Here is a 26,035-nt window from a genome sequence, read left to right as displayed (position 1 = left end):
ATACTCATTTACAGCGTTTCACAAAGTTACAAAGTACCATTAATGACTCTTTTGATTCCATTTTTCAATAGTGCTACATTAAAGTTTATCAGTAACCCAAGTTTGTAATTCCCCAGTTTCATGTATGTTAAAGTCTGTGCCAAATGCACATCGTTTAAAGTTTCAACACTTTTTAACTCAATTACTACTTTGTTTTCAACAAGAATATCAATTCTATAACCGCATTCAAGTTTTACACCTTCATAAACTACAGGCATCGGTTTTTCTTTTTGAATAAAAAGATTGGATTGTTGAAGTTTATAAAACAAGCATTCCTGATAGGCACTCTCTAATAGGCCTGGGCCTAAAACTTTGTGAACTTCTATAGCACAACCTATAACTTTGTTTGCTATTTCATTTTCTGTCATTATCAGCCATTCTCAGTGCTCTTAGCGAATTCATTGTGAGCTTTGTGGTAAAATTTTTAAATCGATACAGTACGTTGTTCAATCCTCTTCTCGTAATTCTTACCTTCAAATATCCTTTGAACATAGATGCCGGGAGTATGAATCTCGTTTGGATCTAAGGCTCCGAGTGGAACAAGCTCCTCAACTTCTGCAATGGTGATCTTACCTGCAGCTGCCATCATTGGATTGAAATTGCGTGCAGTACCTTTGAAAACTAGATTGCCAGCGGAATCACCTTTCCATGCCTTAACAAGTGCGAAGTCTGCTTGCAGCCAAGATTCCATTAAATATTGTTTTCCATCAAACTCACGTACTTCTTTACCTTCTGCTACCTCAGTACCATAGCCAGCAGGGGTGAAGAAAGCAGGAATACCAGCACCACCCGCTCTCACCCGTTCGGCAAGTGTGCCTTGTGGTATAAGGTCAACTTCAAGCTCTCCGGCTAGAAGTTGTCTCTCAAATTCAGCGTTTTCACCTACATAAGATGAGATCATTTTTTTTACTTGCCGGGTCTTAAGCATCAGGCCAATACCAAAGTCATCGACTCCGGCATTGTTAGAAATACATGTCAATCCTTTAACACCAGTTTTTAATAGTGCGCTGATACAGTTTTCTGGTATTCCACATAGTCCGAAGCCCCCTAACATGAGTGTGGCATTGTCTGGAATGTCTTTAACCGCCTCATCGGCATCCTTTACAACTTTGTTAATCATAGACTTAACGATTTAAAATTTTAAGGCTTTCTTTTTTGTCAATCTCAAGTTGAGTTTTCAGGGCTTCTATATCTGCAAATTTCTGTTCTGCCCTTATTCTCTTAACAAACAATATTTTAAGGTTTTCGCCATAGATATCGTTTGCGAAGTCAAATATATGAACTTCTATGCTTTTGACTTTACCATTTACAGTTGGTCTGTAACCAATATTGAGCATTCCATTATAAGTAGTCCTATTTGACACCACCTTTACGGCATAAGCACCATCTGCAGGAATAAGTTTATGGCGCATTTCTATTTCAAGATTAGCAGTAGGAAACCCAATAATCCGACCAATTTTCTCGCCTTTGACTACCCGTCCAACCATCGAATATTCAGAACCAAGGAGGTCATTGGCCTGATCAACCTCACCTTGAAGTAGTGAGTTTCTTATTTTTGTTGAACTCACACCTACATGATCAACCTCCTGTTTCGGTATTTCTTCAACTTCAAAGCCATAGTTAACAGAATTGGCCTTTAGCTGTTCAAATCTTCCTTCACGGTTGTTTCCGAACCTGTGATCATAGCCAATCACTAGCTTCTTTGTGTTAATGGTCTGGATCAATACTTTTTGTATGAATTGCTCTGAAGTGAGTTGAGAAAATTCCTTTGTAAAAGGAATTCTTAGTAAATGATCAATGCCTTGTTCTCTAAGCAGGTCGGCCTTCTCTTCAAAAGTATTTAATAACCTTAATTCGGTATCATCAGGATATAAGACTAGCCTGGGGTGAGGCCAATATGTGATAAGTACACTTTCTCCATTATTGGCTTTTGCTACTTCATTTACCCGCTTTAATATTTGTTGATGACCCACATGAACTCCATCAAACGTACCGCTGGTAACTACTGCGAAGTTTAATGGTTTGAAATCCTCAAGTCTGTGATAGATATTCATTTTTTAGTCAATTCTTCTATTGTCTTGGCATCATCAACACTAAAATCACCAATTCTGGTTCTTCTTAACGATGATAGGTAAGCTCCAACTCCGAGTATCTCACCAAAATCCCTTGCCAGGCTTCTTATGTATGTTCCTTTTGAGCAAACTATTTTAAATGCGACTACTGGCAAATTAACCTCTGTCAACTCAAATACCTTGACTTCAACTTGCCTTGATTTGAGCTTAACATCTTCACCATTTCGGGCTCCTTTGTAGGCCCTTTTTCCTTCCACTTTAATGGCCGAGAAAATCGGAGGAATCTGATCGATTTTTCCCGTTAGGGATTCAGACGCTTTTAATAAGTCTTCCTGTTTAAGATGACTGAAGTCCTTAATATTTTCAACTTCCGTTTCCAGGTCATAAGAAGGAGTGGTGGCTCCAATTGTGAAAGTACCGGTGTATTCTTTTTCCTGCGCCTGATAAGTTTCTATTTGCTTAGTCTTTTTGCCAGTGCATAATATAAGCAGACCAGTTGCTAACGGATCTAGCGTGCCAGCATGGCCAATTTTTTTTACTTTTAAGTGATATCGTAACTTTTTTACAATATCAAAAGATGTCCAAGTTAAGGGCTTGTCAACTAATATAACTGTTCCGGGATCTTGTGGTGCTGCATTAGGATCCATTATAGTAAGGCATTTATAAAAACAATTCCGGCAACTATAAAGCAGTAGTAAGCAAAATAGATCAGTTTGCCCTTTTTAACAATATTGATCATCCATGTGCAAGCCAATAGCCCAGAAACAAAGGCCGCTGCAAATCCAATGATCAACACAATGGAATCAACACCAGCCGCTGATTCTGGTTCTTTTACAAAGTCCAGCACTTTTAGTAGAGTTGCCCCTAAAATAGGAGGGAGCACCATCAAAAATGAAAATCTTGCAGCCTTAGACCTTTCAATGCCAAGCATCAGTGCCGTTGATATTGTAGATCCTGACCGGGAGATGCCTGGCAAAATGGCAACAGCCTGAGCTAACCCTATAATAACGGCCTTACCGAACGTTACTTTTCCATCTTTAGGCTTTGCATAGTAGGTGAGTAATAGTAGGAAGCCTGTGATGGCAAGCATAGACGCTACAAATATGATGTTGCCGTTGAACATGGCTTCAATCTTATCTTCAAAAAGAACTCCAACCACTCCAACCGGAATCATAGATAGCACAATTTTTGAAATGAATTGAGTTTCCTCATTCCATTTAAATTTTAAGAGACCAAGGATCAATTCCAGGAGGTCCTTTCTAAAGACAACAATGGTGCTTAGGGCAGTTGCTCCATGTACAATAATTGCGAAAAGCAGATTATTACTGCCTTTTACTCCCAGTAGATATGTTCCGATTTCAAGGTGGCCGCTGCTGCTAACAGGTAAAAACTCAGTCAATCCTTGTATTATACCAAGGATAAGAGCCTCAAGGTAATTCATTAATTACTTTTTAGGGTTATAAAGAATGGCACCTATTTCGATTAAGAAACCACAGAAAACCACCAAAGGTCCCAATGTAAGACCAAGAAAGCCAAACCCAAAAGGCTCAGGATCAGAACTCATAATAACAAAACCGACTATAATTACTGCCAATCCAGTGAGCATGATAGTATAGTTCTTTTTGCCAAAAGGCATGTTTTTGTTCTCCATAGTTAATATAATTCGTCTAATGACAATTTTAGATATTTGCGTATAGCGCGGTATGTGCTGGCAAAACCAATCAGGGCTCCAATAAGAAGCAAGGATATAAATAGAATGAATATCTTATCCATTTCCTGTAGTGCAGATAGATCTTCTATTTTATTATTGGCAAATCGCAGAAGTCCATAAAGTCCAGCGGATGCAAATAACCCTGCTAAAACACCATAATATAAAGACCTGGCTAGGAATGGTTTTTGGATAAATCCTGATTTGGCACCTACAAGCTGCATGCTTCTTATTAAAAAGCGCTGTGAGAAAAGTGCCAGCTTAATGGTATTATTTATTAAAATAATAACCACAAATAATAAGATTAGGGCAAAGCCTGCGAGTACCAGACTAATTTTAGTTACGTTTTGATTAATAGAATCAACAAGGCTTTCTATATACTCTACTTCAAAAACCCCACTTAGCTTTTCTAGCTCTTCTTTGATTTGCTTCAAGTTTGCAGCGTCCTGATATTGAGGGGCAATGTTGATAATAAAAGCATCACGCAGCGGGTTTTCCCCAAGAAACTTAGTAAAGTCTTCTCCAGTTTCTTCAATAAATTGTTTCTCGGCTTCTTCTTTGGATATAAAACTTACTTGAAGTTCTTCACCTTTTTTTGCCACAAAAGGTTTAGATGAAATCGATTTTTGAACTTGGATTCTTTGATTGCTGGTTATTCCTTTATTTAGATATACCTGAACTTCTATATTTTCTTTTATAATCTCGGTCAATTTATTGGTATGAAGGATAAGCATTCCGAAAAGGCCAATAACAAATAAGGATAGGGCGATACTAAAAACTACACTTACAGAAGGGTAGCTCCCTAACTTTTTTTTCTTTCTTGATCTGGTTTCTTTATCCACGCCTTCTTCTTAGTGATTCAAAAATAAGTAAATTATTTGTTCCCTTAGCGTTAATAAAGCTTAAAAAAAAGACCCCTGCTTGAAAGGCGGATCAAACAGGGGTCATACTCGGTATATATAAAAGTTACTCTTTTATATCAATTCTAACTTGTTCCAGCTTATTTAGCAATGCAGCGTCTTTAACTTCACTTAGTGGGGTTATTTCTGATTGCGTTTTACTTAAGCCATAGTAATTATCTTTATAATACAGATACAAGGTTTTCCCCTTAGAGGTGTTGAATTCTAAAATTTCATATAACCCTTTATCAAAAGTCCCATATAAAAAGAGTCTTCCATCTTTCAATTGATAATGGAAAGAATATTTCTTTTTACTATTATCAATTTCAACGTCAATAACTGGATTACCGGTTTCGCTTTTCTCATTTAATACCGCTTCTGGTGCTTCCAGATTTTCATCACCTTCTTCTGTTAGGTCAAGTGGCTCTACCAGCTGCGGTTTATTTATTTCAACCTCTTCTTTTTTCGCAGGCTTACGACTAGTAATATGAACAGGTTCTTCTTCTGTTTTAGGCTCTTCAGCCAGAGTATTAGAAGACTCTTCTGATACTCCATGTTCTTGTTCTGGTTGCTCTGAGATCAGATCACTCACATCTTCAACCACTTCTTTAGGGGCTACTTCAATAGTGTCTGTTGATGACTGACTAAAATAAAAGGCCAGTCCAGCGACAAGGGCAACACCTCCAACCAAAGCAACTTTGGAAATTATACTGCCAGAATAGCCGCCACCAACAGCCACGTTATCAAGGCGAGCCTTAAGCTCGGCTATCCGCGCATTTTTTAGCCCTTCAATTACTTCATGCTGAAAATCAAATTCTTTTTTTAGCAGTGGGTCAGTGCTCACAAGGTTCAAAAAATCCTGCTTTTCAACCTCAGTCATTGCACCCTCGAAGTAGGAATTTATTAAATCGTTATTGCTCATATTCTTTAATCAAGAAAGTCATGCTCACTATATTGAGACTTGACTAGTTCATCTAATTTTTGTTTGCACTTATATTTCTTTGTCTTAGCAGTATTTGTATTCGCAAAACCTAATTTGTCAGCTATATCCTGCATCGATAGTCCATCGAAATAGTAGTACATTAATACTTTTTTACATGTATCGCCCATTTGGCTAATACACAGGTTAATCAATTTTGCTCTTTCTTCTTTATCATGCTGAGGCAATTCTATAGAATCTTTTTCCTCGCTTGATAAACGTTTCTTTCGCTCAAGCTCCTTCCTCCAGAGGTTTTGACAAATACTATATATGTAAGTGCTGATCTTGGATGTTAAAACTAAATTTCCACTAACAGCTTTTTGCCAAAATACTACTAAAGCATCTTGATAGATATCTTTAGCCTCCTGCTCGGTTCCACTATTGGAGATGACCATTTTAGTCATCATCCTATAATACTTTTGATAAAGTAGCTCAAGTGCTTTTTCGTCCCCCTTGCATATTTTATCAAAAATCTCATTTTCTTTCATGGAGCTCTTGGTTTTATACAATTGGAATTCTATTGGTAACCAACTTGAAGACAACAAAAGTTGAATATTTAGATGAGTGACCTAAATATAGGTTAAACGGCACTATAAGCCTATTTATTCGTGTTTTAGCCATTCTTGTGTTCTGTAAAATATTCCCCAATACCCTCTAATCATTAACTTATTATCCTCAACCCAAATCTTGCATTTGTATATTTTTCCCTCATCCGGCTTAAGTACGGTTCCTCCAGTATATTCATTATCAGACTTTGAAAGCCCCCTGATGATTTCCATACCTATAATTTTTTGATTATATCGCTCATCACTTTCGGGGCATTTATCACAAATAGGGTCAGGATCTTCATTTTTAGACCTAAACAATTTAACTATTTGACCATAGTACAACCCATCTTTTTTATAAATCTCAACCACTGATTTGGCTTCTCCAGTTTCATCGTCAATGGTTTTCCATTTACCTACTATGCCCTGTGCCTGACTAGAATATGAACAGGCAATAAAAAAGATTAATAATAATGCTTTGATAATTTTCATTAAGATTTTTTTAGCAACTGATAAATATATTCAATTACTGACTAACTAAAAAAGACGATGTCAGCATATCGATAGGAGAGAACACTATTAAGTGGGTCTCAGGAAAAACAAAAGGGGGCAATTGTTTCCAATCCCCCCCCCTTTTTAAGAAGTTTAATTATTTTTACTTAGCTTCTTCAGCTACCATCTCTTCTGTCAACTCTACAGTAGCGGCATCGTCAACAGCAGGAGTATTATTATTGATCTGAATCTCTATAGGTGTAATGTTTGATTCTGGCTCACCATGTGATTTTCCACCATAAATCTCACCCAATATTGGAGCGATAACAAGACCGATCAAGCAAGTAAGTTTAATTAGAATGTTCATCGATGGACCTGAAGTATCTTTGAAAGGATCACCCACAGTGTCACCTGTAACGGCAGCTTTGTGAGCGTCTGAACCTTTGTAGGTCATTTCTCCATTAATCATTACCCCAGCTTCAAATGATTTTTTAGCGTTATCCCATGCGCCACCTGCATTGTTTTGGAAGATGGCCCAAACAACGCCAGAAACAGCAACACCAGCCATATAGCTACCTAAGGCTTCAGGTCCCATTACAAAACCAATAATAATAGGAGTGATGATTGTTAATGCTCCAGGAAGCATCATTTCCCTAAGTGCAGCTTTTGTAGATATCTCTACACATTTGCCATACTCAGGCTTACCTGTACCTTCAAGTATACCAGGGATTTCCCTGAACTGTCTCCTTACCTCATTAACCATTTCCATGGCTGCTTTACCGACAGACTGCATAGCTAATGCTGAGAATACAACAGGTATCATACCACCAATAAACAAAGCCGCTAAAACGTCAGCTTTAAAGATGTTGATTCCGTCAATTCCAGTAAAAGTTACATAAGCAGCAAATAATGCTAGCGCAGTTAATGCTGCAGAAGCGATTGCAAAACCTTTACCTACAGCAGCAGTTGTGTTACCTACTGAATCTAAAATATCTGTTCTTTCCCTTACTTCTTTTGGCAATTCGCTCATTTCAGCGATACCACCAGCGTTGTCAGCAATTGGTCCGAATGCATCAATAGCCAACTGCATTGCAGTGGTAGCCATCATAGCTGATGCTGCGATAGCAACACCGTAAAATCCTGCAAGTTCGTAAGAACCCCAAATAGCCCCTGCAAAAAGAAGTACAGATGAGAATGTTGAAATCATACCAGTAGCTAAACCTGCGATTATATTAGTAGCAGCGCCAGTAGAAGAGTTAGCCACAATATTTAAAACAGGCTTTTTACCTAGGCCAGTATAGTATTCTGTGAAAGCACTTATCAAACCACCAACAGCAAGACCAATTAATGTAGCGTAGAATACGTTGATATTAGCAATTTCTTTTACTCCCTCACCGAAGAACTTCATACTGATTACTTCAGGTAACATAAGGTCAATTAAGAAGAAACATGAAATAGCCGTTAAAGCTATTGAAGACCAGTTTCCTAAATTTAGTGCCTTTTGAACTTCTGCTTCTTTAGCATTATTGTCTTTAATCTTAATAAAGAATGTACCGATGATAGAAGCAATAATTCCAACACCTGCAATTACAATAGGAAGTAGGATAGGACCCATACCATTAAATGCATCTGTGAATTGAGTGCCAGAAGCTTCAGACATGTCTTTTATAATGTAGTTACCTAGTACCATAGAGGCCAAAACTGTAGCTACATATGATCCGAACAAGTCGGCACCCATACCAGCAACATCACCAACATTATCACCAACGTTATCAGCGATAGTGGCCGGGTTTCTTGGATCATCTTCCGGGATGCCAGCTTCAACTTTTCCTACGAGGTCAGCACCAACGTCAGCAGCTTTGGTATAAATACCACCACCAACACGGGCAAAAAGGGCAATTGACTCTGCTCCTAATGAGAATCCTGCGAGAGATTCCAATACAACGGTCATGTTATCATAAAATGAACCAGCTCCGCCCATGAAGCTTTCAAGAAAGATCATGAAGAATAAGCTAAGTCCTAAAACTGCCAAACCAGCAACACCAAGTCCCATTACAGTTCCACCTGAAAATGAAACTTTTAAAGCTTGAGGTAGACTAGTTCTAGCGGCTTGTGTAGTTCTTACGTTTGACTCAGTGGCTATACGCATACCGATGTTTCCGGCAAGCGCGGAGAATATAGCACCGAAAATAAAGGCTGGCACAATCATCCAGGAGGTGGTAGCAACTACCATTGAAATTCCGAATAGGGCAATAGAGGCAATAATCACAAATATTAAAAGCAACTTATACTCAGCATTTAGAAAGGCCAACGCTCCTTCTTTTATACTGGTTGAAATCCCTTTCATTTTCTCATCGCCAGCATCTTGTTTTTTAACCCAACTCGATTTTGCGGCCATCACCAAAAGACCAATCAGACCAAGCACTGGAACTACGTAAATAATATTCTCCATCTTACTTATTAAAAAAATTAATTTATATACTCTGAAAAATTCAAAAAGGGCATCCAAGCCCTTATGAAAAAACTGCGCAAATATAGAATAACTGCTATTATTTTAAAACAAATTACTTAAAACATCCTGATGCAGGAGGTTATTTTAGAAACAATTGCTGTAGAGCGGTCCAAAGCTGTTGTTTCTTGCCTTTATCTGCTGCAATTTCTTTCAGCTTGTCACAGCTAAGGCATTGCACTTTCTCTTCTTGAAACGGAGTATAGAATGATGCATTGTTTTGGGAAATTGCAGCTGCTGTAAAGCTTAAATAATGAGCTGCAGACCAGCTTGTCAGGTCATTAAGATCAATTTTATTTTTAACAGCGTTTACAATAGCAACATCATCCAATGACAATTTTACAGCACCCAATATTTTAAGCAAAAATTGCAGGTCACTGTCGTTAATAATCTCACTGAGGTTATCCTGAACAGTAATTAATATTTTCTTATTAAACGAGCCTTTATGGGCAGGAAAAGGTTTTGTCTGAATTTCTTCTATTGGCTCATTAATAACAGAACTTTCTTCTAAAACCTCTTTTTCCTTATATTCTTTTTGCGGCACTTCCTCCTCAGCTTGCGTCTTAGGAATGGTCTCCTTTTGATCTTCTTTTATGATGTAAAGATCTTCGGTTAAGAATGATTTGAGAAAGCTCAGGTCGCTCATGAAGTTGGTTCAAAGTTAAAAATTGATTTTAGCTCTGAGGCGTCATTTGGCTTCATTCTTCCTGCCAGCACGAGACGTAACTGTCTTCTCCTTAATGCGCCTGCATAATATTCTTTTTCTTCATCAGTTTCAGGGATGGCTTCAGGTACATCTATTGGCCTGCCGGACTGATCTACTGCTACAAAAGTGAAATAGGCGCTGTTACTTTCAAACTTTTTGCCGCTTGGTATATCCTCAGCTTCAACATCAATTCTTACTTCCATTGAAGAACTAAATGCCCTTGTAACCTGAGCTTTTAAGGTTACCACATTTCCAAGTTGGATGGGTTTACCAAAAGAGACATTATCTACAGAAGCAGTTACAACAATTCTATTGGAATGTTTTTGTGCTGCAATGGCAGAAACAATGTCCATCCAATGCATCAGTCTACCTCCCATTAGATTATTAAGTGTATTGGTGTCATTGGGCAGCACCAATTCAGTCATTGTTACATATGACTCCTTAACATATTTAGGTTTTTTAGCCATCTGTTAGTAGTTATTTTTTCCAACCTTGTTCGCCCAGTAAAGGTACAAAGCTGAAATAGTCAAAAGATTCTTTTTTAATTTTTTTGTCGGACTCTTTAGTGATGCGCAACATGCGTTGCTTTTTATGATCACCAACAGGAATAATCAGAATTCCGCCAATATTTAATTGTTTAATCAACTCAGAAGGTACAGTAGGCGCACCGGCTGTTACAATTATCTTATCATAGGGAGCGTGAGCCTTTAAACCTTGCGACCCATCACCATAAAAGAATTTTGGCATATATCCCATTTTTGGCAAAAACACCTTGGTTCTTTCATAAAGTGCTTTGTTAAATTCTATAGTATAAACATTTGCCCCAACCTCCAATAAAACACAGGCCTGATACCCAGACCCGGTGCCTACTTCTAATACCTTATCACCACTTTTGATATTTAGTTTTTCGGTTTGGAATGCAACTGTATATGGTTGTGAAATGGTCTGACCTTCACCAATGGGAAAGGCCTTGTCTTGATACGCATGCTCTACCAAGGCATTGTCAAAAAAGTAATGTCTAGGAATTTTTCCAATGGCAGAAATAACGTTGGAATCTGTAATTCCCTTTTCAGTAATAATACGCACTAGTGACCTGCGCATGCCTTTATGACGATAATTATCTTCCATTCTGAGGCACGAAGTTAGAATAACTAGAGTAAAATCCCTAAACTAAAAATACTAATAAAATTAGCTAAATAATTTGCTTTATGAGATAATAAACATAAATTGCTAATAAAATTAGTTATGAAGGATTATAAATTAAGCTTGTTAAGTAAGCGACTTAGCTCGGGGAAGTGCCAAATAAAATTTGTGGTAACGAATGATACTAAGGAAGAGTTGTATGGCTATATGCTTGCTGAATCAAGAACCACCTTGAGGGAGGTAGTGAGCAAAATTGAAAAGGAAGTAAAAAACATGACTTTCGGAGATAACTACTATCATTCACATTTATATAACTTAGCAGAAAAGCAGTCGAAAGAACATTTATTGATTTTCAAAAATTAGTTATGAGTTTGGTCAGTGACAATATCAAATACTTAAGAAAGAAGATTGGTCTTACTCAGGAGCAGTTTGCAGAGCGTATAGGAATAAAGCGCTCATTAGTTGGTGCTTATGAGGAGGGGAGGGCTGATCCAAGAATTAGTAACCTCATAAACATGGCAGATGTCTTTGGAACTTCTGTTGATATACTTATCAATAAAGATGTAAGCAGGCTTAATGAGTCTGAATTGGTTGTAAGTAAATACAAGAGAGGAAAGGAAGTTTTAGCCATAACAGTTGATGAAAATCAAAGGGAGAATATTGAACTGGTACCGCAGAAGGCCGCAGCAGGGTATTTGAATGGTTATGCAGATCGAGAGTTTATTCAGGAGCTGCCAAAGTTTAAACTGCCAATGTTACCTTCAAATGCCACTTATAGAGCGTTTGAAATAACTGGTGACTCAATGCTTCCAATTTTGCCTGGAACAATTATTATAGGTGAATATATTGATGATATCAGGGATATTAAGAATGGAAAAACCTATGTGTTGGTTACCAAAAGTGAAGGAATCGTTTATAAGCGTGTTTTCAATTACATCAATGATAACGGTAAGCTCTTTCTTGTTTCAGATAATCGTAATTATGCACCCTATCAGCTAGATGCAGATGATATATTAGAGGTATGGGTAAGTAAGGCTTATATCAGTGTTCAATTTCCCGATGCCAATGCAAATAATGAAGTGTCTACTGAGCAGTTGGCTTCAATTGTACTTGACCTTCAGAAGGAGATTGTAAGATTAAAAGAACAAACTAAATAACTATACTTGAAACAGCCTTGTAGTCTGTATTCCTAATGATTTTGTCGGTTGGTGTTTCTATAAACTTTTCAATAAAATGAATTTCCTTAGGTTTTTCGTATTTATGAAGTTTTGTAGGAAGATATTCTGAAAGGGACTTCAGTGATTCACCATCAATTTTTCCCTCAATAATCAATATCACTTTTTCTCCTAGGAAATCATCTTTAAAACCTTTAAGGATGAACCGATTAACCAGCCCTAACGAATTAAAAATTTCTGAAATTACGTTTTCAACTTGCTCGATTTGAACTTTGATACCACCAGAGTTGATTACATTATCAATTCTGCCAAGCCACCTGAACTTATTAGAGTCGATTATTTCAACACGATCATTGGTTACGATCAATGAATTGTTTGTTACTTCCGCTTTAATGGCTAGGCATTCCCTTTCATCTGTACCAATTTCTACACCGTCAAGTGCAGTGAAGTGATTGCCATCAGAATGTTTACTTAAAAGCTGGAGTGCAATATGAGAAACGGTTTCAGTCATGCCATAGGTTGAGTAGATGTGGTTATCCAACGACTTTACTTCCTGCCTGACCGATTCGCTAACTTGACCACCACCAACTATTATATTAGAAATGGATTTTAATTTTTTAAACGAATCACTGTTATTAATGGCATTGATAAGTTGTAAGGGTACAAGTGCGGCATAATCAACGGGTTCATCCAACTCTTTCAATGGATTTGATGATGGTTCTATCACGACCAAATTCATTTGGTTAATTAGTGATCTAACGATCATCATCTTACCGCCAATGAAAGCTGGATTCATACACAGGAGCGCAGTATCGCTGGAGGTTAGACTAAGTGCTTTAATAGTCATGTTAGCACTGCACTCCATTTGAGTGCGGGAAATCGTTATTTTTTTTGGTTTCCCGGTTGATCCTGACGTTTGAAATTCAAAACTCTGCTGACCGGATAGCCATGAATTTATAAACTCAACAATGTTTTCTGAATTTGGAGAGGAGGGGTGAAAGTCCTGAAGGTCATGAAGGTCTATTCTTTGACCTTCAATTTTTATCCATGCCATTAAATATTTTTCAGATCTTTCTCCAGTCTATCAATAATAAAATCTTTGATTTCACTCTTGCCACATACTTCGGCTACTGTTTTGGCAACTTTAACTGCGGTATCCTTGAGCTCTGGCGTGAGCTGGGCCTTATGGGTTTTAAGTTCGAAAAGTGCCTCATTGTACGCGTGCTCAAGAGTGGGATGAAGCTTTTCGTCAAGTATCTCAAAACGGCTTTCTGCAGACCATGCATCAAATTTTAATTCTTTCTCAATCACCTCAAAAAAGGCCTTTTTCTCTTCCAGCTTCAAACCATCACCCGCTTTGGCAATCAGATAGGCTAGTTCCCCTATGGCTCTGTATATTTCAAGTTTATCAAACATAACTATCAAATTAGAAGAACAATATAATCATTTTTGCTTGTTAAAATCAGCCTTAAATTGTTCTAAAATTATCTGATTTTCGTCAGCATTTGTCTCAATCTCAAGGATTTTGGTTACATCATCGCCTTCCATGAACTGCTTGATGTAGTTGTTTAACTTGCTTCGCTTATCACAGAAAAGGTAGTCAAATCCATATTCTTTAGCTAAATGTTCGGCTTTAAGTTTTTGCTCTGTCACAAAGTACTTCTCAAGTTCTGGCTGCTGGTTTGGCCCCTTTATCATTTTAAAAATACTTCCTCCATGATTGTTAAGCACTAATATCTTCAGATTTGGAACTTTGTAATTATGCCAGAATGCATTCCTGTCATAGAAGAAGGCCATATCGCCAGTAATCAGAATATTATTAACTGAAGATGATAGGGCAGCTCCAACAGCGGTACTGTTGCAACCATCAATACCGCTTGTTCCTCTGTTACTAAAAACTTTGATATTCTTCTTATTAGGATGGAGTCCGATAAAATTAGCATAGCGGACACTCATGCTATTGGCCAAATGGAGATTGGAGTTTTCAGGCAATGCCTCCAAAACCTTTTTAACCGCTTCAAATTCCCCAAATTTCTCTGCATGCAAAAAGGAAGAGAGTACCCTTCTGGTTTTTCTTTCCTCTATTTGCCAGATGTGATAATAATTCTCCTGCTTTTGAGTGTCAAATGTCTGTGTATCTTCCTGCTCGGATATTCGTTTCAGAAAATCTTCTTGGGAAACCTGAACAACATGAGTAAGTGATTGATATGTGTCTGCCGCCACAGAATGGTTTTGAACATGCCAATGCTGCTTAGGTTTATACTTCCTCAGCATTATTTTCAAATGTTTTGATAGCACTGATTTACCAAAGGTAATTAACAAGTCAGGTTGTAGGCTTTCATGAAGTCCTGATTTATTTGATCCCAGAAATACATCTGGGTGAGTTATTCCGTGCTCTAACTCGTGAATATTGGAGATTATATCACCAACGACCGGAATTTTGAATTTACCGCTTAGCTGATGTAGATATTCAAGCTCTTGTGAATTCACTACACCCTGACCACAAACTATTAATTTTCTATTAAACGAATTCCATTGCTTGATCAAAGAGTCATATTGATCTTCACCTAGTTTTAGTGTAGGCCTGATGCTAGTAATTGCCTTTACTGATACTTCTTTAAAATCATGATGGTCAGGGTAAAGGGGCTCTCTGAAAGGGAAATTCAAATGAACCGGACCTTGTGGGGTATCCGTTGAAATCGCTATGGCCTCAGCCATCATCCTCTGACTGTGCCATTGAGCGTCTGGGTGCTCCTGATCAGTTTGAATATTAAATGAGGCTTTCACGTGGTTTCCATAAACCTTTTCTTGCCTAATAGTTTGTCCATCCAGCTGATCTATCCACTCTGCAGGTCTGTCGGCTGTAAGTATAATTAGTGGAATTTGTTGATAAAATGCTTCAGCAATTGCTGGTAAAAAATTCAATGATGCTGAACCTGAAGTGCAGATAAGAATTACTGGTTCGTTAAGTTGTTGAGCCATTCCCATGGCTATAAAGGCCGCTGAACGTTCGTCAGGAATTACCTTGCAATCAAATTCTTTGTGCCTGGTAAAGGCGATTGTCAAAGGAGCACTTCTCGATCCGGGGCAAATAATGACATTTTTTATTCTTAACTGGGAACAAATTGCCGGAATACTGAAAATATGAGGGTAATTCAATTTTTAGCAATTACGTTTAAAAGGGTCTTCATTTTCATCTCAGTCTCTAGCCATTCTTTCTCTGGTATTGAGTCTTCGGTAACTCCTGCACCGGCAAAAAGGGTAATTTTATCATCTTCAATTTTCATACACCTGAGGTTGACGTAGAGATGGGATTTGTTATTAAAATTAATTGGGCCTAGAAAGCCGCTGAAGAGTTCACGGTCATACCCCTCATTCTTTTTAAGAAAGTCATACGATGTTTCCAGAGGCATTCCGCACACTGCAGAGGTAGGATGGAGCAGGTGCAACATAGTGCTGCCTAATTCAGGAAAGTTAGTTTCATTCATGTCCACCACATATTCTGTTTTAAGGTGGATGAGGTTTCCGGCTTTCACAGTCTTTGGTCCAATTTCTTCAAACTCTCTTAGTCGGATTTTTTTGAAGCAATTGATAATATACCTACTTACCAGGGCCTGCTCCTCAATTTCCTTTTGTGTCCAGGCTACCTCGGAAAGCGGTTGGTTCTCATCGTAGCTCTGGGTGCCTGCCAAGGCAATGGTTCTAAATATGTGCTTGTCGGTACTTATCAGTAGCTCAGGCGTTGCACCCATCCATTGACCAAATTCAGGAGTATAGGTAATTGACACAAATGCATTTGCATATAACTTCGATAATTCCAGGAAATAGGACCCTGATTTAGCTTTGGTATTTAGCTTTAATTCAAATTTTCTTGAAGGAACAACCTTGGTGAAAACACTGTCCTGAATGGCAGAAATAGATTTTTTAACCAAATCAGTATAATCTACATGAGATTGGCTGTCAATTGAGATATCCGGGGATGCAGCGGCTTTACCTTCCTCTTTCTCAGATTTCAGGTAATTCAATAAATCCTCAGCCTTATCAGAGTTGTTGATTTCAAACGAGGCATCTTCACTCCATGTAATTAAAATATCATTTTTAAGGAAAAGCTTTTTGCTTGAGATATTGAATGGAGAGAGGATGAAGCCTTCACCCAGATTTTCCAATTCAATTTGCTCAATAGGAGTTCCTGCCGAAAAATCGATCATTAATTTGATCTGTTCGCTCTTAGGAGATCTCCATGCAGCGAAAGAAAAATTGTTTGTTTCACAATAGACCAATACAGCATTTAGAGCTTGTTCAAGTCTTAAATTTTTAAGGGTATATTTTTCAGCAGTTCTTTCTATCATCTTTTATCTATAACCGAAACTGTCAGTCTACTAACGCTTACCAAATTTTGTTTTTCATCACTTATTGTGATAGACCAAACCTGAGTTGACTTACCAATATGAATAGGTGTTGCCTTGCCATAAACATAACCACTTCTAACAGATTTTATATGATTGGCGTTAATTTCCAAACCTACTGTTAGTTGTTTGCTGGTGTCTACGGAACAATGTGCAGCAACACTTCCTAATGTCTCGGCAAGCGTTACACTTGCTCCACCGTGCATCAGGCCATAGGGCTGATGGTGTCTGTGATCCACTGGCATTTTAGCCTCAACAAAGTCTTTTCCAATTGCCGTGAATTCAATATCCAAATGCTCCATCATTGTGTTTTTTGACATCTCGTTGAGCTGGTTCACAGTAATGGTTTCGTTGATCATGGTAATTGATGAAAAAGTCTATTTTTGCGCACCAAAAATAGTTACAAATTGAAGAGCAAAAAAATATATTTGATAAGGCACGGGCAAACTGATTTTAATTTCCAAGGCATTGTTCAGGGCTGCGGAGTAGATTCTTCACTTAATGCTATAGGCCGCGCTCAAGCAAATGCTTTTTTTGAAACATTTAAACACATCAAATTTGATAAGGTTTATACCTCAGTGCTTCAGCGGAGTATTCAAAGTGTTCAGAAGTTTATTGACTTAGGTATTCCACATAAAAAGCTCGAAGGCCTTAATGAAATTAATTGGGGAACAAGGGAAGGGCAGAAGATTACCCCTGAAGAAGATGCCTACTATCATCAGGTTATAAAGTCATGGCAGGAAGGACAAATTGACCTTCCAATAGAAGGCGGTGAGTCACCAGTAGACGTTGTTTCAAAACAAAGACCAGCAATCGAACATATTCTGTCTCATGAAGAAGAAGAGACCATTTTAATTTGTATGCATGGAAGAGCCATGCGTATATTATTGTGCACCATACTTAACTATCCACTTAGTAGTATGGACTACTTTGAGCATGAAAACCTGTGTCTTTATGAGTTGAATTATACGGGCTCGATGTTTTCTGTGTCAAAATTTAACGATACTAAACACCTTAGCGGTCTGAAATAGTATTAAGGGCAGCTTCTGCCTTAGCATCGATGCTGTTTTTGTATTCATGATGCTTAAAATGCATCGCTTTTTTTAAATAAAACCTGGCCAGATCAAGTTCATTCTTTTCTTTATAAATATAACCAAGCATCAATGCGCTGTTTGGGGCAAAATACCAGTTTTCATTGTTGTTATGATTTAGAACTGACTTGTATAATTTAATGCATGAAGCTATATCTCCTTTTTTATGGTATAATCTTGCTAATCGATAGTCATATTCTACAGTGTCTCTTGTTGATTGACGGGTGGGTAGTTTAGATATTATGCTATCTGCCAAATTGAAATAACCTCCATCGGTAGCTAACCGGAGCTTCATAATGTCTCTATTCGGCAACTGGTTATCACTGAGCATTTTGTCAGCATATTTGTCAGCTTCACTTTTACTTACTATTTCTAGCCTTGCTGAATCTCGATAATTCATATGGTCTTGATCATCTGAGAGATAATGGCATAGCCATATTTTATACATGGCATCTTTCCTGTTCGAAGCGCCATGGTGTAGATTTAAAAACTTTAAATATTGTTGCTCAGCTTTTTGATAGTTGGATTTCTGGATATAGGCATCACCAGCCAGATAATAGGTGTAGGTCAATAAATCATTTTGAGGTGATGCTTCAAATATGTCTAGTGCCTTTATTCCATTGCTGTTTTTTAGATATAAAACCATATTTTGAAGTTTAATCAGCGGTCCTTCAAGCTTTATACGATCTTCAAAAGATTCTACAGCCTGTTGAGTTTGATTTAGCACATAAGACTGTAGTAACGACTTAATCATTATGGCTTCATGTCGAAAAACCGAATTGGAATTAATGAGTTTGTCCAACTGGTCATTTCCATTTTCTATTGACCCTTTTAGTCCTACCAGCGTTAGTAGCCATTGATGTTTTTCTGGAATTGAACCTAGAATAATGTTGATTGCGCCCGATGTTTTATAATTGGCCATAAACTCAGGAAACAATTTCAGGTTCCTTTCAACGTGCTTATGAGCGAGCCTGAAGTTCCAGGCGGCTTCAAGCTCATGTCCATATTTGAAAAGGGCTAAAGCATATTTTAGTCTTAATTCAGCAAGTAAAAACAACTTGTTTGGATCTGAATCAGGGATATCATCAAGGTACTTTATTTGCAGGTCAAAATCATCTTCATACAGATCAAGGTTCTTGGGATTTTCAAGCAATATTAAGCTAAGTGTGGATTTAAGACTTTTTAAGTAAACAACTTCATTACTCAGTTTTATATCTCCGTTGAGTTTTAGGGTATTGGATGATATAAGTTGTAAATACTCAGCTTTAAATGAATTTGCAAAAGGTTCTTCGACTTGAGCGAAAGAGGATAGACATAATAAAAAAAGGCAAACCGTAAGATTTGCCTTTTTTATATATTTTAAGTGAATAATGCTTTTCAAATTAAGCGGTCTTCTTCTTTCTAGTTGTTCTTTTTGGTTTTTCCTCAACCTCTGCCTCTATATCAACATCTGCAAGAATTCTTCCAGAGTGTTCGTCAATAACAATTTTCTTCTTCTCTTTAATTTCAGCAATCTTTTGAGGAGGGATAACGATATTACAACCATCTGCGGCACCTCTTTTTACAGAAACAACGGCCAGACCATTAGAAAGATTCTTCCTTAGTTTTTCGTAATACACTAAAAGCTTTTCCTCAATCTTTTTAGTAGCTTTTTCTCTGTCAGAGTTTAATTTCTGCTCTTCGTCCTGGCTATCATTAAGAATTTCGTCAAGTTCCTTCTTCTTGTTATCAAGATCAGCACTTCTTTCCTTAATTACTTCTTCAATCGCAGCAATCTCCTCGTTTTTCTTTTCTATGTTTTCCCCAGCTTCTCTAATCTTCTTTTCAAGAATTTGAATTTCAAGTTCCTGAAGTTCAACCTCTTTGGTAATTGCATCAAATTCCCTGTTATTTCTAACATTCTTTTGCTGATCATTATATTTAACAATAAGCTTCTCAGCATCTTTAATGCCGGTTTTACTGTTTTTAATACTTTCTTCTAATTCATCAAGCTCGGCCTTGAATCTGTCTAATCTTGTGTTATAACCAACAATTTCATCTTCAAGGTCTTGAACTTCGTCTGGTAGGTCACCTCTTAATTTCTTAAGTTGGTCGAGTTTGGTGTCAATGGATTGTAATTTTACGAGTGCTTCTAGTTTCTGTGCTACAGTATTATTTTCCATGTATTTTAAAGATAGCTAATAGGGTTAGTAACGGTCTTTGACAAATTGAGTGCAAATTTAGAAAATTTTTCACTCAATATATCATAAATTAAATCTTTTGTGTATACTTCACTTTCATAGTGTCCTATGTCAGTAATTATTATATCTCCATCTGCATCAAAAAATTCATGATACTTATAGTCTGAGGTTATGAATATGTCGGCTCCTTTGGATTTAGCGGCAGGTAGCAGGAAGCTTCCTGAACCACCACAAACGGCAACTTTCTTGATTTTTTTATCCAAAATCTGGGTGTGCTTTACAACATTTAATGCCATCTTATCTTTAAGATAATGCATAAAATCTAAACCAGATAATTGAGTATTAAGTTCACCAATCATTCCAGAACCAACTTGCTGATTTTTATTATCAAGGGAACTAAGGTAGTAGGCTACCTCTTCGTATGGGTGGGCATTTTTTAATGAGTTGATAACGGCATTCGCCAAATAGGAGGGTAGAACGATTTCTACTCTGGCCTCAGCTACTTTTTCCCGCATGCCTGTTCTACCAATTGTAGGGTTTGAGCCTTCATCAGGCTTAAATTCCCCATCACCAACAACTGTAAAGCTGCATTCACTATAGTTGCCAATTCCTCCTGAGCCAGCATTAAACATGGCATCCTTAACCTTATCCACAGCATTGACAGGAATGAAGGTTACCAGTTTAGATAACACGGCACTTTTAGGTGCAAGTATTTTGGTATTGACTAGTCCAAGTTTATCGCAAATTTTTTTGTTTACACCATTATGAACATTGTCCAGATTCGTATGAATTGCATATATAGCGATATCATTTTTTAAAGCTTTAATAACCGTTCGCTCAACGTAATTTTTGCCCGTAAGAGACTTCAGACCTTTAAAAATAATGGGATGATGGGCAACAATTAAGTTAGCTCCAAGTTCAATGGCCTCTTCAACAACTTGTTCAGTTACATCAAGCGATATTAACACTGCAGTTACGTCATCCTTTGCATTTCCAGTTAGCAAGCCAGAGTTATCATAACTCTCCTGATAGGCTAATGGAGCGATGCTTTCTAAATGTTGAATAATATCTTTTATTCTGGTCATAAATGCCCAATTTTGTGCCCTTGTTCAAATTTATATAAAAATAGCAGGGCAACGCTTTAATATGGGATTTTTAGGAGTACTTCTTTTGCCATTTACATTTATTTATAATTCTGCGACCAGATTTCGGAATTATCTTTTTGATATTGGGTTTAAGAGATCGTTTGAATTTGATGCAAATGTGATAGGCGTAGGGAACCTCTCCGTGGGAGGAACAGGCAAAAGCCCGATGGTTGAATATTTAATCAAGCTGTTGGCTGATAATTACAAAATAGCGACCCTTAGCAGAGGTTATGGTAGAAAGACAAGGGGATTTAGAATTGCCAATGCTAATGATTCTGCATCTTCTATAGGCGATGAGCCTTATCAGTTTTACAATAAGTTTAAGAATGTTAATGTAACAGTTGGTGAAGAACGGGCTGTTGCTATTCCCCATATTTTGGCCGAATTGGAGCCTGATGTCATTTTAATGGACGATGCCTTTCAGCACAGGTATGTGAAGCCCGGCCTGAACATAATGCTGACTGATTACTCCAGACCTTTTTATTCTGACTTTGTATTGCCATCAGGCAGATTAAGGGAATCAAGAAAGGGGGCCAGGCGTGCGAATATTATCATTGTTACAAAATGCAGGGAAGATATCACCGAAAAGGAAATGGATGCTATTCAAAAGGAGATTTTGGTATATGCCCCTAAAGCAGAAATTTGCTTTACTTCTATCAAATATTTGACACCTCAACCGGTATTTGATAACGATAAGTTCTCAAAAAACATACTTTTATTTTCCGGCATAGCCAGCAATCAATCATTAATAGAGCATGTTAGCACTCATTATCAAATCATGGACGAGTTTTATTTTGCAGACCACCATGCGTATAACACTAAAGATATGAATGGGTTGGAAGAAAGATTTCGAAGAATGCCAATCGCTGACAAATGCTTGCTGACAACAGAAAAGGATATGGTAAAATTACTTGACCCTACATTAGAGAGTACAGCACATCATTTGCCTATCTTTTATATTCCGATAGAAACATATTTTGTGAGAGGTGGCAAAATTTTTGATAACATGGTGCTAAATTCAATCAAACAATACAGTGAATAAGGCTATTTAATTAATTTTGAGCGTGCGGAACGGACTAATCATTTTTTTAATAGCCATTTGCGGATTTGAAGCCATGGCTCAGCGGCAGGTCAGTACAGAGGGTGATGGTGCCAGAAAGGATCGCAGGGGTTCTAGCGTCATAGATGATTCCACCAAACAAGTTTATGGGCCTACTACCACCGAGTTTACTTATCTCAGAAATATTAAGTACAACAATCCAAAGTCTTGGAATGTAGACACTTTGGTTTATGACTTTCACAAATTTCAATTCATAGCGCAGCGCAACAACACCTATCAGAACTTAGGAAACATCGGTACTGCCTTTGCGCCAATTTACCCCACTACTCCGGATATAATAGGCGGCAGAATAGGTTTTGATAATTATGACGAATATTATATTCCGTACGAGGATATAAAAATATATGACACTAAATCACCATACTCTAAGTTTGGTATTATTTGGGGTGGAAAGGGCAGATCCGTCACTAATGTTGAGTTTTCAAGAAACATTGATGAAAGGTCAAATTTCAGCTTTCAGTACCGAGGACTCTATATTGATAAGCAAATTGAGCGGGAACGAAGAGGCGATAGAATGGCGCTTGGTCATTACTATAATCTTGGAGGTAATTACGCTACTAAAAACGGAAGGTATAAAGTGCTGGGAAATTTTTCGCGACAGAACCATGTGGTTGATGAGTATGGTGGTATTGATCCTGGACAGGACACGGTTTTCATTTTAACCGATTACTTTGAAGAAAACAGGCAAGGGTTTCTGTCAGATGTGCAGACCAGGGATCTGAGAACGGATTACCATCTTTATCAGCAATATAAAATCAATGATCAAATGCAGGTTTATCATGAAATGGATAGATATAAGCAGCTGAATGATTTTACCAATACAAGTTCATCAGGAATAGAGACAGACACTGCTTACTTCGGTAGTTTCATAGCGCTTGATACTATCCCAATTAAGGATAGAACTAAAATCATTCACCGCCAACATGAAGTAGGCATTAAGGGCGATATTGGAAAAACATTCTATAGCTTTTATTACAAAGGACGGGAGGTTAATGTCGATTATAAGTATTTGCTGGAGGATACCCTTGATTATGGTACCTATTATATGGAAAATTATGCTGGTTTTAACCTGCGCTTTGGCAATGACTCTACCAGTTATATTGAGACTTACGGAGAGTATTTATTTGATGAGAATTATAAACTCGGGGCGAAAATTCAAAATAAATGGTTTTATGCCGAAGGAAGAAGTTCAAGGTATTTGCCTACTTATGTGCAAAGGGCATATTTGGGAAGACATGATCAGTGGTTAAATGATTTTGAATCAACACTAAATACAGAGATAAAGGCCGGAATCAACTTCAAGTTAGGAGGTTTGTACTTACAGCCAGAGGCCAGTTATAATATAATTACGGATTATATATATTTTGCTGATAGAACAGGAGAAGTTGATAGTACCATTAGGCCAATCCAGCCTAAACAAGTTTCCGGAGACATTAGCATTATCAAAGGCCAGCTAAAAGCGGGCATTACGTTTTTAAAGCATTTTACCCTAAAAACAATGTTTATTTATTCAGAGGTAGCTGGAGATGAGGCAGAAGCTATTAGCTTGCCTCAGCTTTTGATCAATGGACAGCTTGCCTACACTAATATTCTATATGAAGGAAACCTTCAACTCCAATTTGGATTTGACTTTCACCAAAGATCGGCTTATTTCGCCAACGCATATGATGCCTCTACCATGCAGTATTACAGGCAAAATGAATTTAAAACTCCTGCATACCCAGTAATTGATGTGTTTTTGAATATTAAAATTAACAGAGGGCGGGCATTTTTGAAATACAACAATATTTATGAAAGGATAAAGCAAACGGGTTATTTTTTAACCCCGTATTATCCTGCGCAAACTACCATTCTTGATTTCGGAATAGATTGGGCACTGTATGATTAGTAAAGACAAGCACGTACTAGGGTTAGAACTTCCTACTGACCCACGGTGGGTAAACATTGCTGAAAAGAGTATCGAAGAAATTCTTATTGACCACGCTTATTGCGAACAGAAAGCAGCTACCTCGTGCATATCGTTAATTGTCAACTACTATGACAAAGCTGAGTTGGTTGATATGCTCACCCCAGTAGTGGCGGAAGAGTGGTCGCATTTTGAACGGGTGCTTGAAGAGTTAAGGAAGCGCGATTTAGCTTTAGGCATGCCGCGCAAGGATGAGTATGTGGCTAAATTGTCTAAGGTTGAAAAGAAGGGAGGAAGTAGAAATCAGCAATTGGTGGAAAAACTTTTGATCAATGCATTGATAGAAGCCAGAAGCTGTGAAAGGTTTAGGTTACTTTGGAAGAACCTGGAAGATGCATCGCTTCAAAAGTTCTACTACGAGTTAATGGTCTCGGAAGCCGGGCATTATAAAAATTTCCTACAACTCGCCAAACTTTACATGCCAGAAGATTATGTAATGGATCGTTGGAGGAAGATACTGGAAGATGAAGCTGACATCTTAAAAAACCTTGAAATTAGAGGAGATAGAATGCACTGATCAGGTCTTCTGTTTTTTCTTTTTGGCAGCAGGAAAAAGAATGTTGTTCAGAATTAATCGATATCCTGGAGAATTGGGGTGAAGGTTCAAATCTGTAGGCTCTTCATTAACCAAATGCTGGTAATCTTCAGGATCATGCCCACCATAAAAAGTCCAAAAACCTTTCCCAAACACACCGTGCAGGTATTTTGCCTCTTTAATGGATTTATTCTCTCCCATGATTACTACATCCGGCTTTATTAGGCTTTTCTTATAGCCTGTAGTTTGACCGTAAAACCCTTTAATCACTTGGGTGTGATTCTGCGTTAGCATCGTGGGTATAGGATCCCATTTTGCTGAAAATTGAAATAGATTGAAATAATCATTTTCCTCTCTAAGCCCGCGTTCTGCAAAATTATTGTCGATATTCGAGAACTCATACTCATAAGGATCACGAGAAATTTTAAAGTTTTCAAAGGCAAATGTATTGTCAAAATTTAGTTTTTGTTGTGCCTGAGGATCGGCTCCATCACCGTCAAACATTCTGTCTACCATATCAACTCCTTCCCCAGCCAAGGCAATATCGTAAGTGTCTGTAGCGGAGCACATGGCAAATAAAAAGCCGCCACCAGAAACAAATTCTTTTATCTTTTTCACCGAGGCCAGCTTCAAATGAGATACTTTACTGAAGCCATGTTTTCTGGCAGATTCTTCAAACTCCCGCTGTTGCTCTATATACCAGGGCATATTCTTGAAGTTCCTGTAGAACTTTCCATACTGACCAGTGAAATCTTCATGATGAAGGTGAAGCCAATCATAGGTTGGAAGTTTGCCTTCAAGCACCTCAGAATCAAAAATAACGTCATATGGTATTTCTGCATATGTAAGCACTAGAGTTACCGCATCATCCCATGGCAGTTTACTTTTGGGTGAGTAAACGGCAATTTTCGGAAATTTATCAAGCCTCATGATGTCAGTATTTGACGATGGACTTGCTATGATTTCTACAATCTGATTGGACTGGGCATCAGATATCACCTCATAACTAACGCCTCTTATTATCAATTCATTTTCAAATTTCTGGTAGTATTTCACCATGAAACTCCCTCCCCGATGATTTAATAACCAGTCAATTTCTATCTCATTTTGAAGTATCCAATAAGCTATACCATATGCTTTGAGGTGGTTACTTTGCTTCTCGTCCATTGGGATAAGAATATAGCTACTATAGCTTTTGGCTGAACAGAAAACAATAAGTAATATGGTTACAATTATGCGCATATGAAATTTCAACAATCTAAATTACCGATAATAGTCAATTATCCCTAGTTATACAATTTACATCTGAATCAACGAGTATATTA

At 37.7% G+C, this 26,035-nt stretch carries 29 protein-coding genes; 6 read left to right on the top strand and 23 right to left on the bottom strand.

Annotated features, from left to right (window positions below):
- Positions 1 to 26: 26 nt before the first annotated feature.
- From RIB54_RS06955 to RIB54_RS06890, 14 genes are all read right to left on the bottom strand, one after another.
- Positions 27 to 407 (bottom strand): GxxExxY protein, encoded by a 381-nt coding sequence (locus RIB54_RS06955; protein WP_350067107.1) that lies wholly within the window; start codon positions 405 to 407, stop codon positions 27 to 29.
- Between the two features lie 56 nt (positions 408 to 463).
- Positions 464 to 1,159 (bottom strand): CoA transferase subunit A, encoded by a 696-nt coding sequence (locus RIB54_RS06950; RefSeq protein WP_350100012.1) that lies wholly within the window; start codon positions 1,157 to 1,159, stop codon positions 464 to 466.
- A 4-nt stretch (positions 1,160 to 1,163) separates the two neighbouring features.
- Positions 1,164 to 2,093: a bifunctional riboflavin kinase/FAD synthetase gene (locus RIB54_RS06945; protein ID WP_350100010.1), complete on the bottom strand. Its 930-nt coding sequence runs from the start codon at positions 2,091 to 2,093 to the stop codon at positions 1,164 to 1,166.
- The gene (gene truB, locus RIB54_RS06940) at positions 2,090 to 2,758 is read right to left on the bottom strand and encodes a tRNA pseudouridine(55) synthase TruB (RefSeq protein ID WP_350100008.1); all 669 of its coding nucleotides are present in this window, start codon (positions 2,756 to 2,758) and stop codon (positions 2,090 to 2,092) included. The genes RIB54_RS06945 and truB overlap by 4 nt, the downstream gene beginning before the upstream one ends.
- Positions 2,758 to 3,552, bottom strand: a complete 795-nt coding sequence (locus RIB54_RS06935) for an undecaprenyl-diphosphate phosphatase (protein WP_350100005.1) — start codon at positions 3,550 to 3,552, stop codon at positions 2,758 to 2,760. Before RIB54_RS06935 ends, truB begins: the two co-directional genes overlap by 1 nt.
- Positions 3,553 to 3,555: 3 nt before the next feature.
- Positions 3,556 to 3,762 carry a DUF3098 domain-containing protein gene (locus RIB54_RS06930; protein WP_350067117.1) on the bottom strand — a complete coding sequence of 69 codons (207 nt, stop codon included), beginning with the start codon at positions 3,760 to 3,762 and terminating at the stop codon, positions 3,556 to 3,558.
- Positions 3,763 to 3,764: 2 nt separating this feature from the next.
- Positions 3,765 to 4,661 (bottom strand): cell division protein FtsX, encoded by an 897-nt coding sequence (locus RIB54_RS06925; protein ID WP_350100003.1) that lies wholly within the window; start codon positions 4,659 to 4,661, stop codon positions 3,765 to 3,767.
- A gap of 124 nt (positions 4,662 to 4,785) precedes the next feature.
- Complete coding sequence (locus RIB54_RS06920; protein ID WP_350100001.1) at positions 4,786 to 5,640, bottom strand: hypothetical protein; 855 nt, start codon at positions 5,638 to 5,640, stop codon at positions 4,786 to 4,788.
- Between the two features lie 5 nt (positions 5,641 to 5,645).
- Complete coding sequence (locus tag RIB54_RS06915; RefSeq protein WP_350067123.1) at positions 5,646 to 6,185, bottom strand: RNA polymerase sigma factor; 540 nt, start codon at positions 6,183 to 6,185, stop codon at positions 5,646 to 5,648.
- A 114-nt stretch (positions 6,186 to 6,299) separates the two neighbouring features.
- Positions 6,300 to 6,734, bottom strand: a complete 435-nt coding sequence (locus RIB54_RS06910; RefSeq protein ID WP_350099999.1) for a DUF2147 domain-containing protein — start codon at positions 6,732 to 6,734, stop codon at positions 6,300 to 6,302.
- Between the two features lie 163 nt (positions 6,735 to 6,897).
- Entirely contained in the window at positions 6,898 to 9,186 is a 2,289-nt protein-coding gene (locus RIB54_RS06905) for a sodium-translocating pyrophosphatase (RefSeq protein ID WP_350099997.1), read from the bottom strand.
- A gap of 139 nt (positions 9,187 to 9,325) precedes the next feature.
- Entirely contained in the window at positions 9,326 to 9,889 is a 564-nt protein-coding gene (locus tag RIB54_RS06900; protein WP_350099995.1) for a hypothetical protein, read from the bottom strand.
- Positions 9,886 to 10,416, bottom strand: coding sequence for an acyl-CoA thioesterase (locus RIB54_RS06895; RefSeq protein ID WP_350067131.1), 531 nt, complete (start codon positions 10,414 to 10,416; stop codon positions 9,886 to 9,888). The genes RIB54_RS06900 and RIB54_RS06895 overlap by 4 nt, the downstream gene beginning before the upstream one ends.
- A gap of 10 nt (positions 10,417 to 10,426) precedes the next feature.
- The gene (locus RIB54_RS06890) at positions 10,427 to 11,077 is read right to left on the bottom strand and encodes a protein-L-isoaspartate(D-aspartate) O-methyltransferase (protein WP_350099993.1); all 651 of its coding nucleotides are present in this window, start codon (positions 11,075 to 11,077) and stop codon (positions 10,427 to 10,429) included.
- A gap of 117 nt (positions 11,078 to 11,194) precedes the next feature.
- On the opposite strand from RIB54_RS06890, the gene RIB54_RS06885 reads away from it, so the two are divergent.
- A complete protein-coding gene (locus RIB54_RS06885) occupies positions 11,195 to 11,455 on the top strand; it encodes a hypothetical protein (RefSeq protein WP_350068639.1) in 261 nt (86 codons plus the stop codon).
- 2 nt (positions 11,456 to 11,457) lie between these two features.
- On the top strand, positions 11,458 to 12,249 hold the full coding sequence (locus RIB54_RS06880) for an XRE family transcriptional regulator (protein ID WP_350068636.1): 792 nt from the start codon (positions 11,458 to 11,460) through the stop codon (positions 12,247 to 12,249).
- Here the strand turns inward: RIB54_RS06880 and RIB54_RS06875 are convergent.
- The 5 genes from RIB54_RS06875 to RIB54_RS06855 are packed head-to-tail and all read right to left on the bottom strand — an operon-like array spanning position 12,242 to position 17,032.
- A complete protein-coding gene (locus tag RIB54_RS06875) occupies positions 12,242 to 13,321 on the bottom strand; it encodes an AMP-binding protein (RefSeq protein ID WP_350099991.1) in 1,080 nt (359 codons plus the stop codon). The two genes, RIB54_RS06880 and RIB54_RS06875, sit on opposite strands and share 8 nt — an antisense overlap.
- Positions 13,321 to 13,683, bottom strand: a complete 363-nt coding sequence (locus tag RIB54_RS06870; protein WP_350068630.1) for a hypothetical protein — start codon at positions 13,681 to 13,683, stop codon at positions 13,321 to 13,323. The genes RIB54_RS06875 and RIB54_RS06870 overlap by 1 nt, the downstream gene beginning before the upstream one ends.
- A 27-nt stretch (positions 13,684 to 13,710) precedes the next feature.
- A complete protein-coding gene (menD, locus tag RIB54_RS06865) occupies positions 13,711 to 15,426 on the bottom strand; it encodes a 2-succinyl-5-enolpyruvyl-6-hydroxy-3-cyclohexene-1-carboxylic-acid synthase (RefSeq protein WP_350099989.1) in 1,716 nt (571 codons plus the stop codon).
- Positions 15,423 to 16,616: a chorismate-binding protein gene (locus tag RIB54_RS06860; RefSeq protein WP_350099987.1), complete on the bottom strand. Its 1,194-nt coding sequence runs from the start codon at positions 16,614 to 16,616 to the stop codon at positions 15,423 to 15,425. The genes menD and RIB54_RS06860 overlap by 4 nt, the downstream gene beginning before the upstream one ends.
- Positions 16,613 to 17,032, bottom strand: a complete 420-nt coding sequence (locus RIB54_RS06855) for a hotdog fold thioesterase (protein WP_350099985.1) — start codon at positions 17,030 to 17,032, stop codon at positions 16,613 to 16,615. Before RIB54_RS06855 ends, RIB54_RS06860 begins: the two co-directional genes overlap by 4 nt.
- A gap of 48 nt (positions 17,033 to 17,080) precedes the next feature.
- Here RIB54_RS06855 and RIB54_RS06850 point away from each other — a divergent pair, with 48 nt between their 5' ends.
- On the top strand, positions 17,081 to 17,704 hold the full coding sequence (locus tag RIB54_RS06850; RefSeq protein WP_350068618.1) for a histidine phosphatase family protein: 624 nt from the start codon (positions 17,081 to 17,083) through the stop codon (positions 17,702 to 17,704).
- Here RIB54_RS06850 and RIB54_RS06845 read toward each other — a convergent pair.
- The 3 genes from RIB54_RS06845 to RIB54_RS06835 form a co-directional block, all read right to left on the bottom strand.
- Entirely contained in the window at positions 17,688 to 18,917 is a 1,230-nt protein-coding gene (locus RIB54_RS06845) for a tetratricopeptide repeat protein (protein WP_350099983.1), read from the bottom strand. The two genes, RIB54_RS06850 and RIB54_RS06845, sit on opposite strands and share 17 nt — an antisense overlap.
- A gap of 229 nt (positions 18,918 to 19,146) precedes the next feature.
- Positions 19,147 to 19,926 (bottom strand): zinc ribbon domain-containing protein, encoded by a 780-nt coding sequence (locus tag RIB54_RS06840; protein WP_350068612.1) that lies wholly within the window; start codon positions 19,924 to 19,926, stop codon positions 19,147 to 19,149.
- A 5-nt stretch (positions 19,927 to 19,931) separates the two neighbouring features.
- Positions 19,932 to 21,029: a Nif3-like dinuclear metal center hexameric protein gene (locus RIB54_RS06835; protein WP_350099981.1), complete on the bottom strand. Its 1,098-nt coding sequence runs from the start codon at positions 21,027 to 21,029 to the stop codon at positions 19,932 to 19,934.
- Between the two features lie 61 nt (positions 21,030 to 21,090).
- On the opposite strand from RIB54_RS06835, the gene lpxK reads away from it, so the two are divergent.
- The 3 genes from lpxK to RIB54_RS06820 are packed head-to-tail and all read left to right on the top strand — an operon-like array spanning position 21,091 to position 24,692.
- A complete protein-coding gene (gene lpxK / locus RIB54_RS06830) occupies positions 21,091 to 22,131 on the top strand; it encodes a tetraacyldisaccharide 4'-kinase (protein WP_350099979.1) in 1,041 nt (346 codons plus the stop codon).
- Between the two features lie 22 nt (positions 22,132 to 22,153).
- Complete coding sequence (locus RIB54_RS06825; protein ID WP_350099977.1) at positions 22,154 to 24,097, top strand: putative porin; 1,944 nt, start codon at positions 22,154 to 22,156, stop codon at positions 24,095 to 24,097.
- On the top strand, positions 24,090 to 24,692 hold the full coding sequence (locus tag RIB54_RS06820; protein ID WP_350099975.1) for a MiaE family protein: 603 nt from the start codon (positions 24,090 to 24,092) through the stop codon (positions 24,690 to 24,692). Before RIB54_RS06825 ends, RIB54_RS06820 begins: the two co-directional genes overlap by 8 nt.
- Here the strand turns inward: RIB54_RS06820 and RIB54_RS06815 are convergent, their stop codons facing one another.
- Positions 24,693 to 25,952 (bottom strand): asparagine synthetase B, encoded by a 1,260-nt coding sequence (locus RIB54_RS06815; RefSeq protein WP_350068596.1) that lies wholly within the window; start codon positions 25,950 to 25,952, stop codon positions 24,693 to 24,695.
- Between the last annotated feature and the right edge of the window lie 83 nt (positions 25,953 to 26,035).

The organism is Fulvivirga sp. (genome assembly GCF_040218215.1).
Lineage (GTDB): Bacteria > Bacteroidota > Bacteroidia > Cytophagales > Cyclobacteriaceae > Fulvivirga.
Note: the sequence above shows the minus strand (reverse complement) of the source record. Positions and strands in the feature narration are given on the sequence as shown.

What these genes read in the sequence shown, in the direction of transcription:
- RIB54_RS06955 (WP_350067107.1), bottom strand. Translation starts at nt 407, where the DNA reads ATGACAGAAAATGAAATAGCAAACAAAGTTATAGGTTGTGCTATAGAA.
- RIB54_RS06870 (WP_350068630.1), bottom strand. Translation starts at nt 13,683, where the DNA reads ATGTTTGATAAACTTGAAATATACAGAGCCATAGGGGAACTAGCCTAT.
- RIB54_RS06920 (WP_350100001.1), bottom strand. Translation starts at nt 5,640, where the DNA reads ATGAGCAATAACGATTTAATAAATTCCTACTTCGAGGGTGCAATGACT.
- RIB54_RS06900 (WP_350099995.1), bottom strand. Translation starts at nt 9,889, where the DNA reads ATGAGCGACCTGAGCTTTCTCAAATCATTCTTAACCGAAGATCTTTAC.
- RIB54_RS06880 (WP_350068636.1), top strand. Translation starts at nt 11,458, where the DNA reads ATGAGTTTGGTCAGTGACAATATCAAATACTTAAGAAAGAAGATTGGT.
- RIB54_RS06885 (WP_350068639.1), top strand. Translation starts at nt 11,195, where the DNA reads ATGAAGGATTATAAATTAAGCTTGTTAAGTAAGCGACTTAGCTCGGGG.
- RIB54_RS06835 (WP_350099981.1), bottom strand. Translation starts at nt 21,029, where the DNA reads ATGACCAGAATAAAAGATATTATTCAACATTTAGAAAGCATCGCTCCA.
- RIB54_RS06875 (WP_350099991.1), bottom strand. Translation starts at nt 13,321, where the DNA reads ATGGCATGGATAAAAATTGAAGGTCAAAGAATAGACCTTCATGACCTT.
- RIB54_RS06905 (WP_350099997.1), bottom strand. Translation starts at nt 9,186, where the DNA reads ATGGAGAATATTATTTACGTAGTTCCAGTGCTTGGTCTGATTGGTCTT.
- RIB54_RS06930 (WP_350067117.1), bottom strand. Translation starts at nt 3,762, where the DNA reads ATGGAGAACAAAAACATGCCTTTTGGCAAAAAGAACTATACTATCATG.
- RIB54_RS06910 (WP_350099999.1), bottom strand. Translation starts at nt 6,734, where the DNA reads ATGAAAATTATCAAAGCATTATTATTAATCTTTTTTATTGCCTGTTCA.
- RIB54_RS06820 (WP_350099975.1), top strand. Translation starts at nt 24,090, where the DNA reads ATGATTAGTAAAGACAAGCACGTACTAGGGTTAGAACTTCCTACTGAC.
- RIB54_RS06915 (WP_350067123.1), bottom strand. Translation starts at nt 6,185, where the DNA reads ATGAAAGAAAATGAGATTTTTGATAAAATATGCAAGGGGGACGAAAAA.
- RIB54_RS06840 (WP_350068612.1), bottom strand. Translation starts at nt 19,926, where the DNA reads ATGGAAAATAATACTGTAGCACAGAAACTAGAAGCACTCGTAAAATTA.
- truB (WP_350100008.1), bottom strand. Translation starts at nt 2,758, where the DNA reads ATGGATCCTAATGCAGCACCACAAGATCCCGGAACAGTTATATTAGTT.
- lpxK (WP_350099979.1), top strand. Translation starts at nt 21,091, where the DNA reads ATGGGATTTTTAGGAGTACTTCTTTTGCCATTTACATTTATTTATAAT.
- RIB54_RS06945 (WP_350100010.1), bottom strand. Translation starts at nt 2,093, where the DNA reads ATGAATATCTATCACAGACTTGAGGATTTCAAACCATTAAACTTCGCA.
- RIB54_RS06950 (WP_350100012.1), bottom strand. Translation starts at nt 1,159, where the DNA reads ATGATTAACAAAGTTGTAAAGGATGCCGATGAGGCGGTTAAAGACATT.
- RIB54_RS06855 (WP_350099985.1), bottom strand. Translation starts at nt 17,032, where the DNA reads ATGATCAACGAAACCATTACTGTGAACCAGCTCAACGAGATGTCAAAA.
- RIB54_RS06935 (WP_350100005.1), bottom strand. Translation starts at nt 3,552, where the DNA reads ATGAATTACCTTGAGGCTCTTATCCTTGGTATAATACAAGGATTGACT.
- RIB54_RS06890 (WP_350099993.1), bottom strand. Translation starts at nt 11,077, where the DNA reads ATGGAAGATAATTATCGTCATAAAGGCATGCGCAGGTCACTAGTGCGT.
- RIB54_RS06815 (WP_350068596.1), bottom strand. Translation starts at nt 25,952, where the DNA reads ATGCGCATAATTGTAACCATATTACTTATTGTTTTCTGTTCAGCCAAA.
- RIB54_RS06860 (WP_350099987.1), bottom strand. Translation starts at nt 16,616, where the DNA reads ATGATAGAAAGAACTGCTGAAAAATATACCCTTAAAAATTTAAGACTT.
- RIB54_RS06895 (WP_350067131.1), bottom strand. Translation starts at nt 10,416, where the DNA reads ATGGCTAAAAAACCTAAATATGTTAAGGAGTCATATGTAACAATGACT.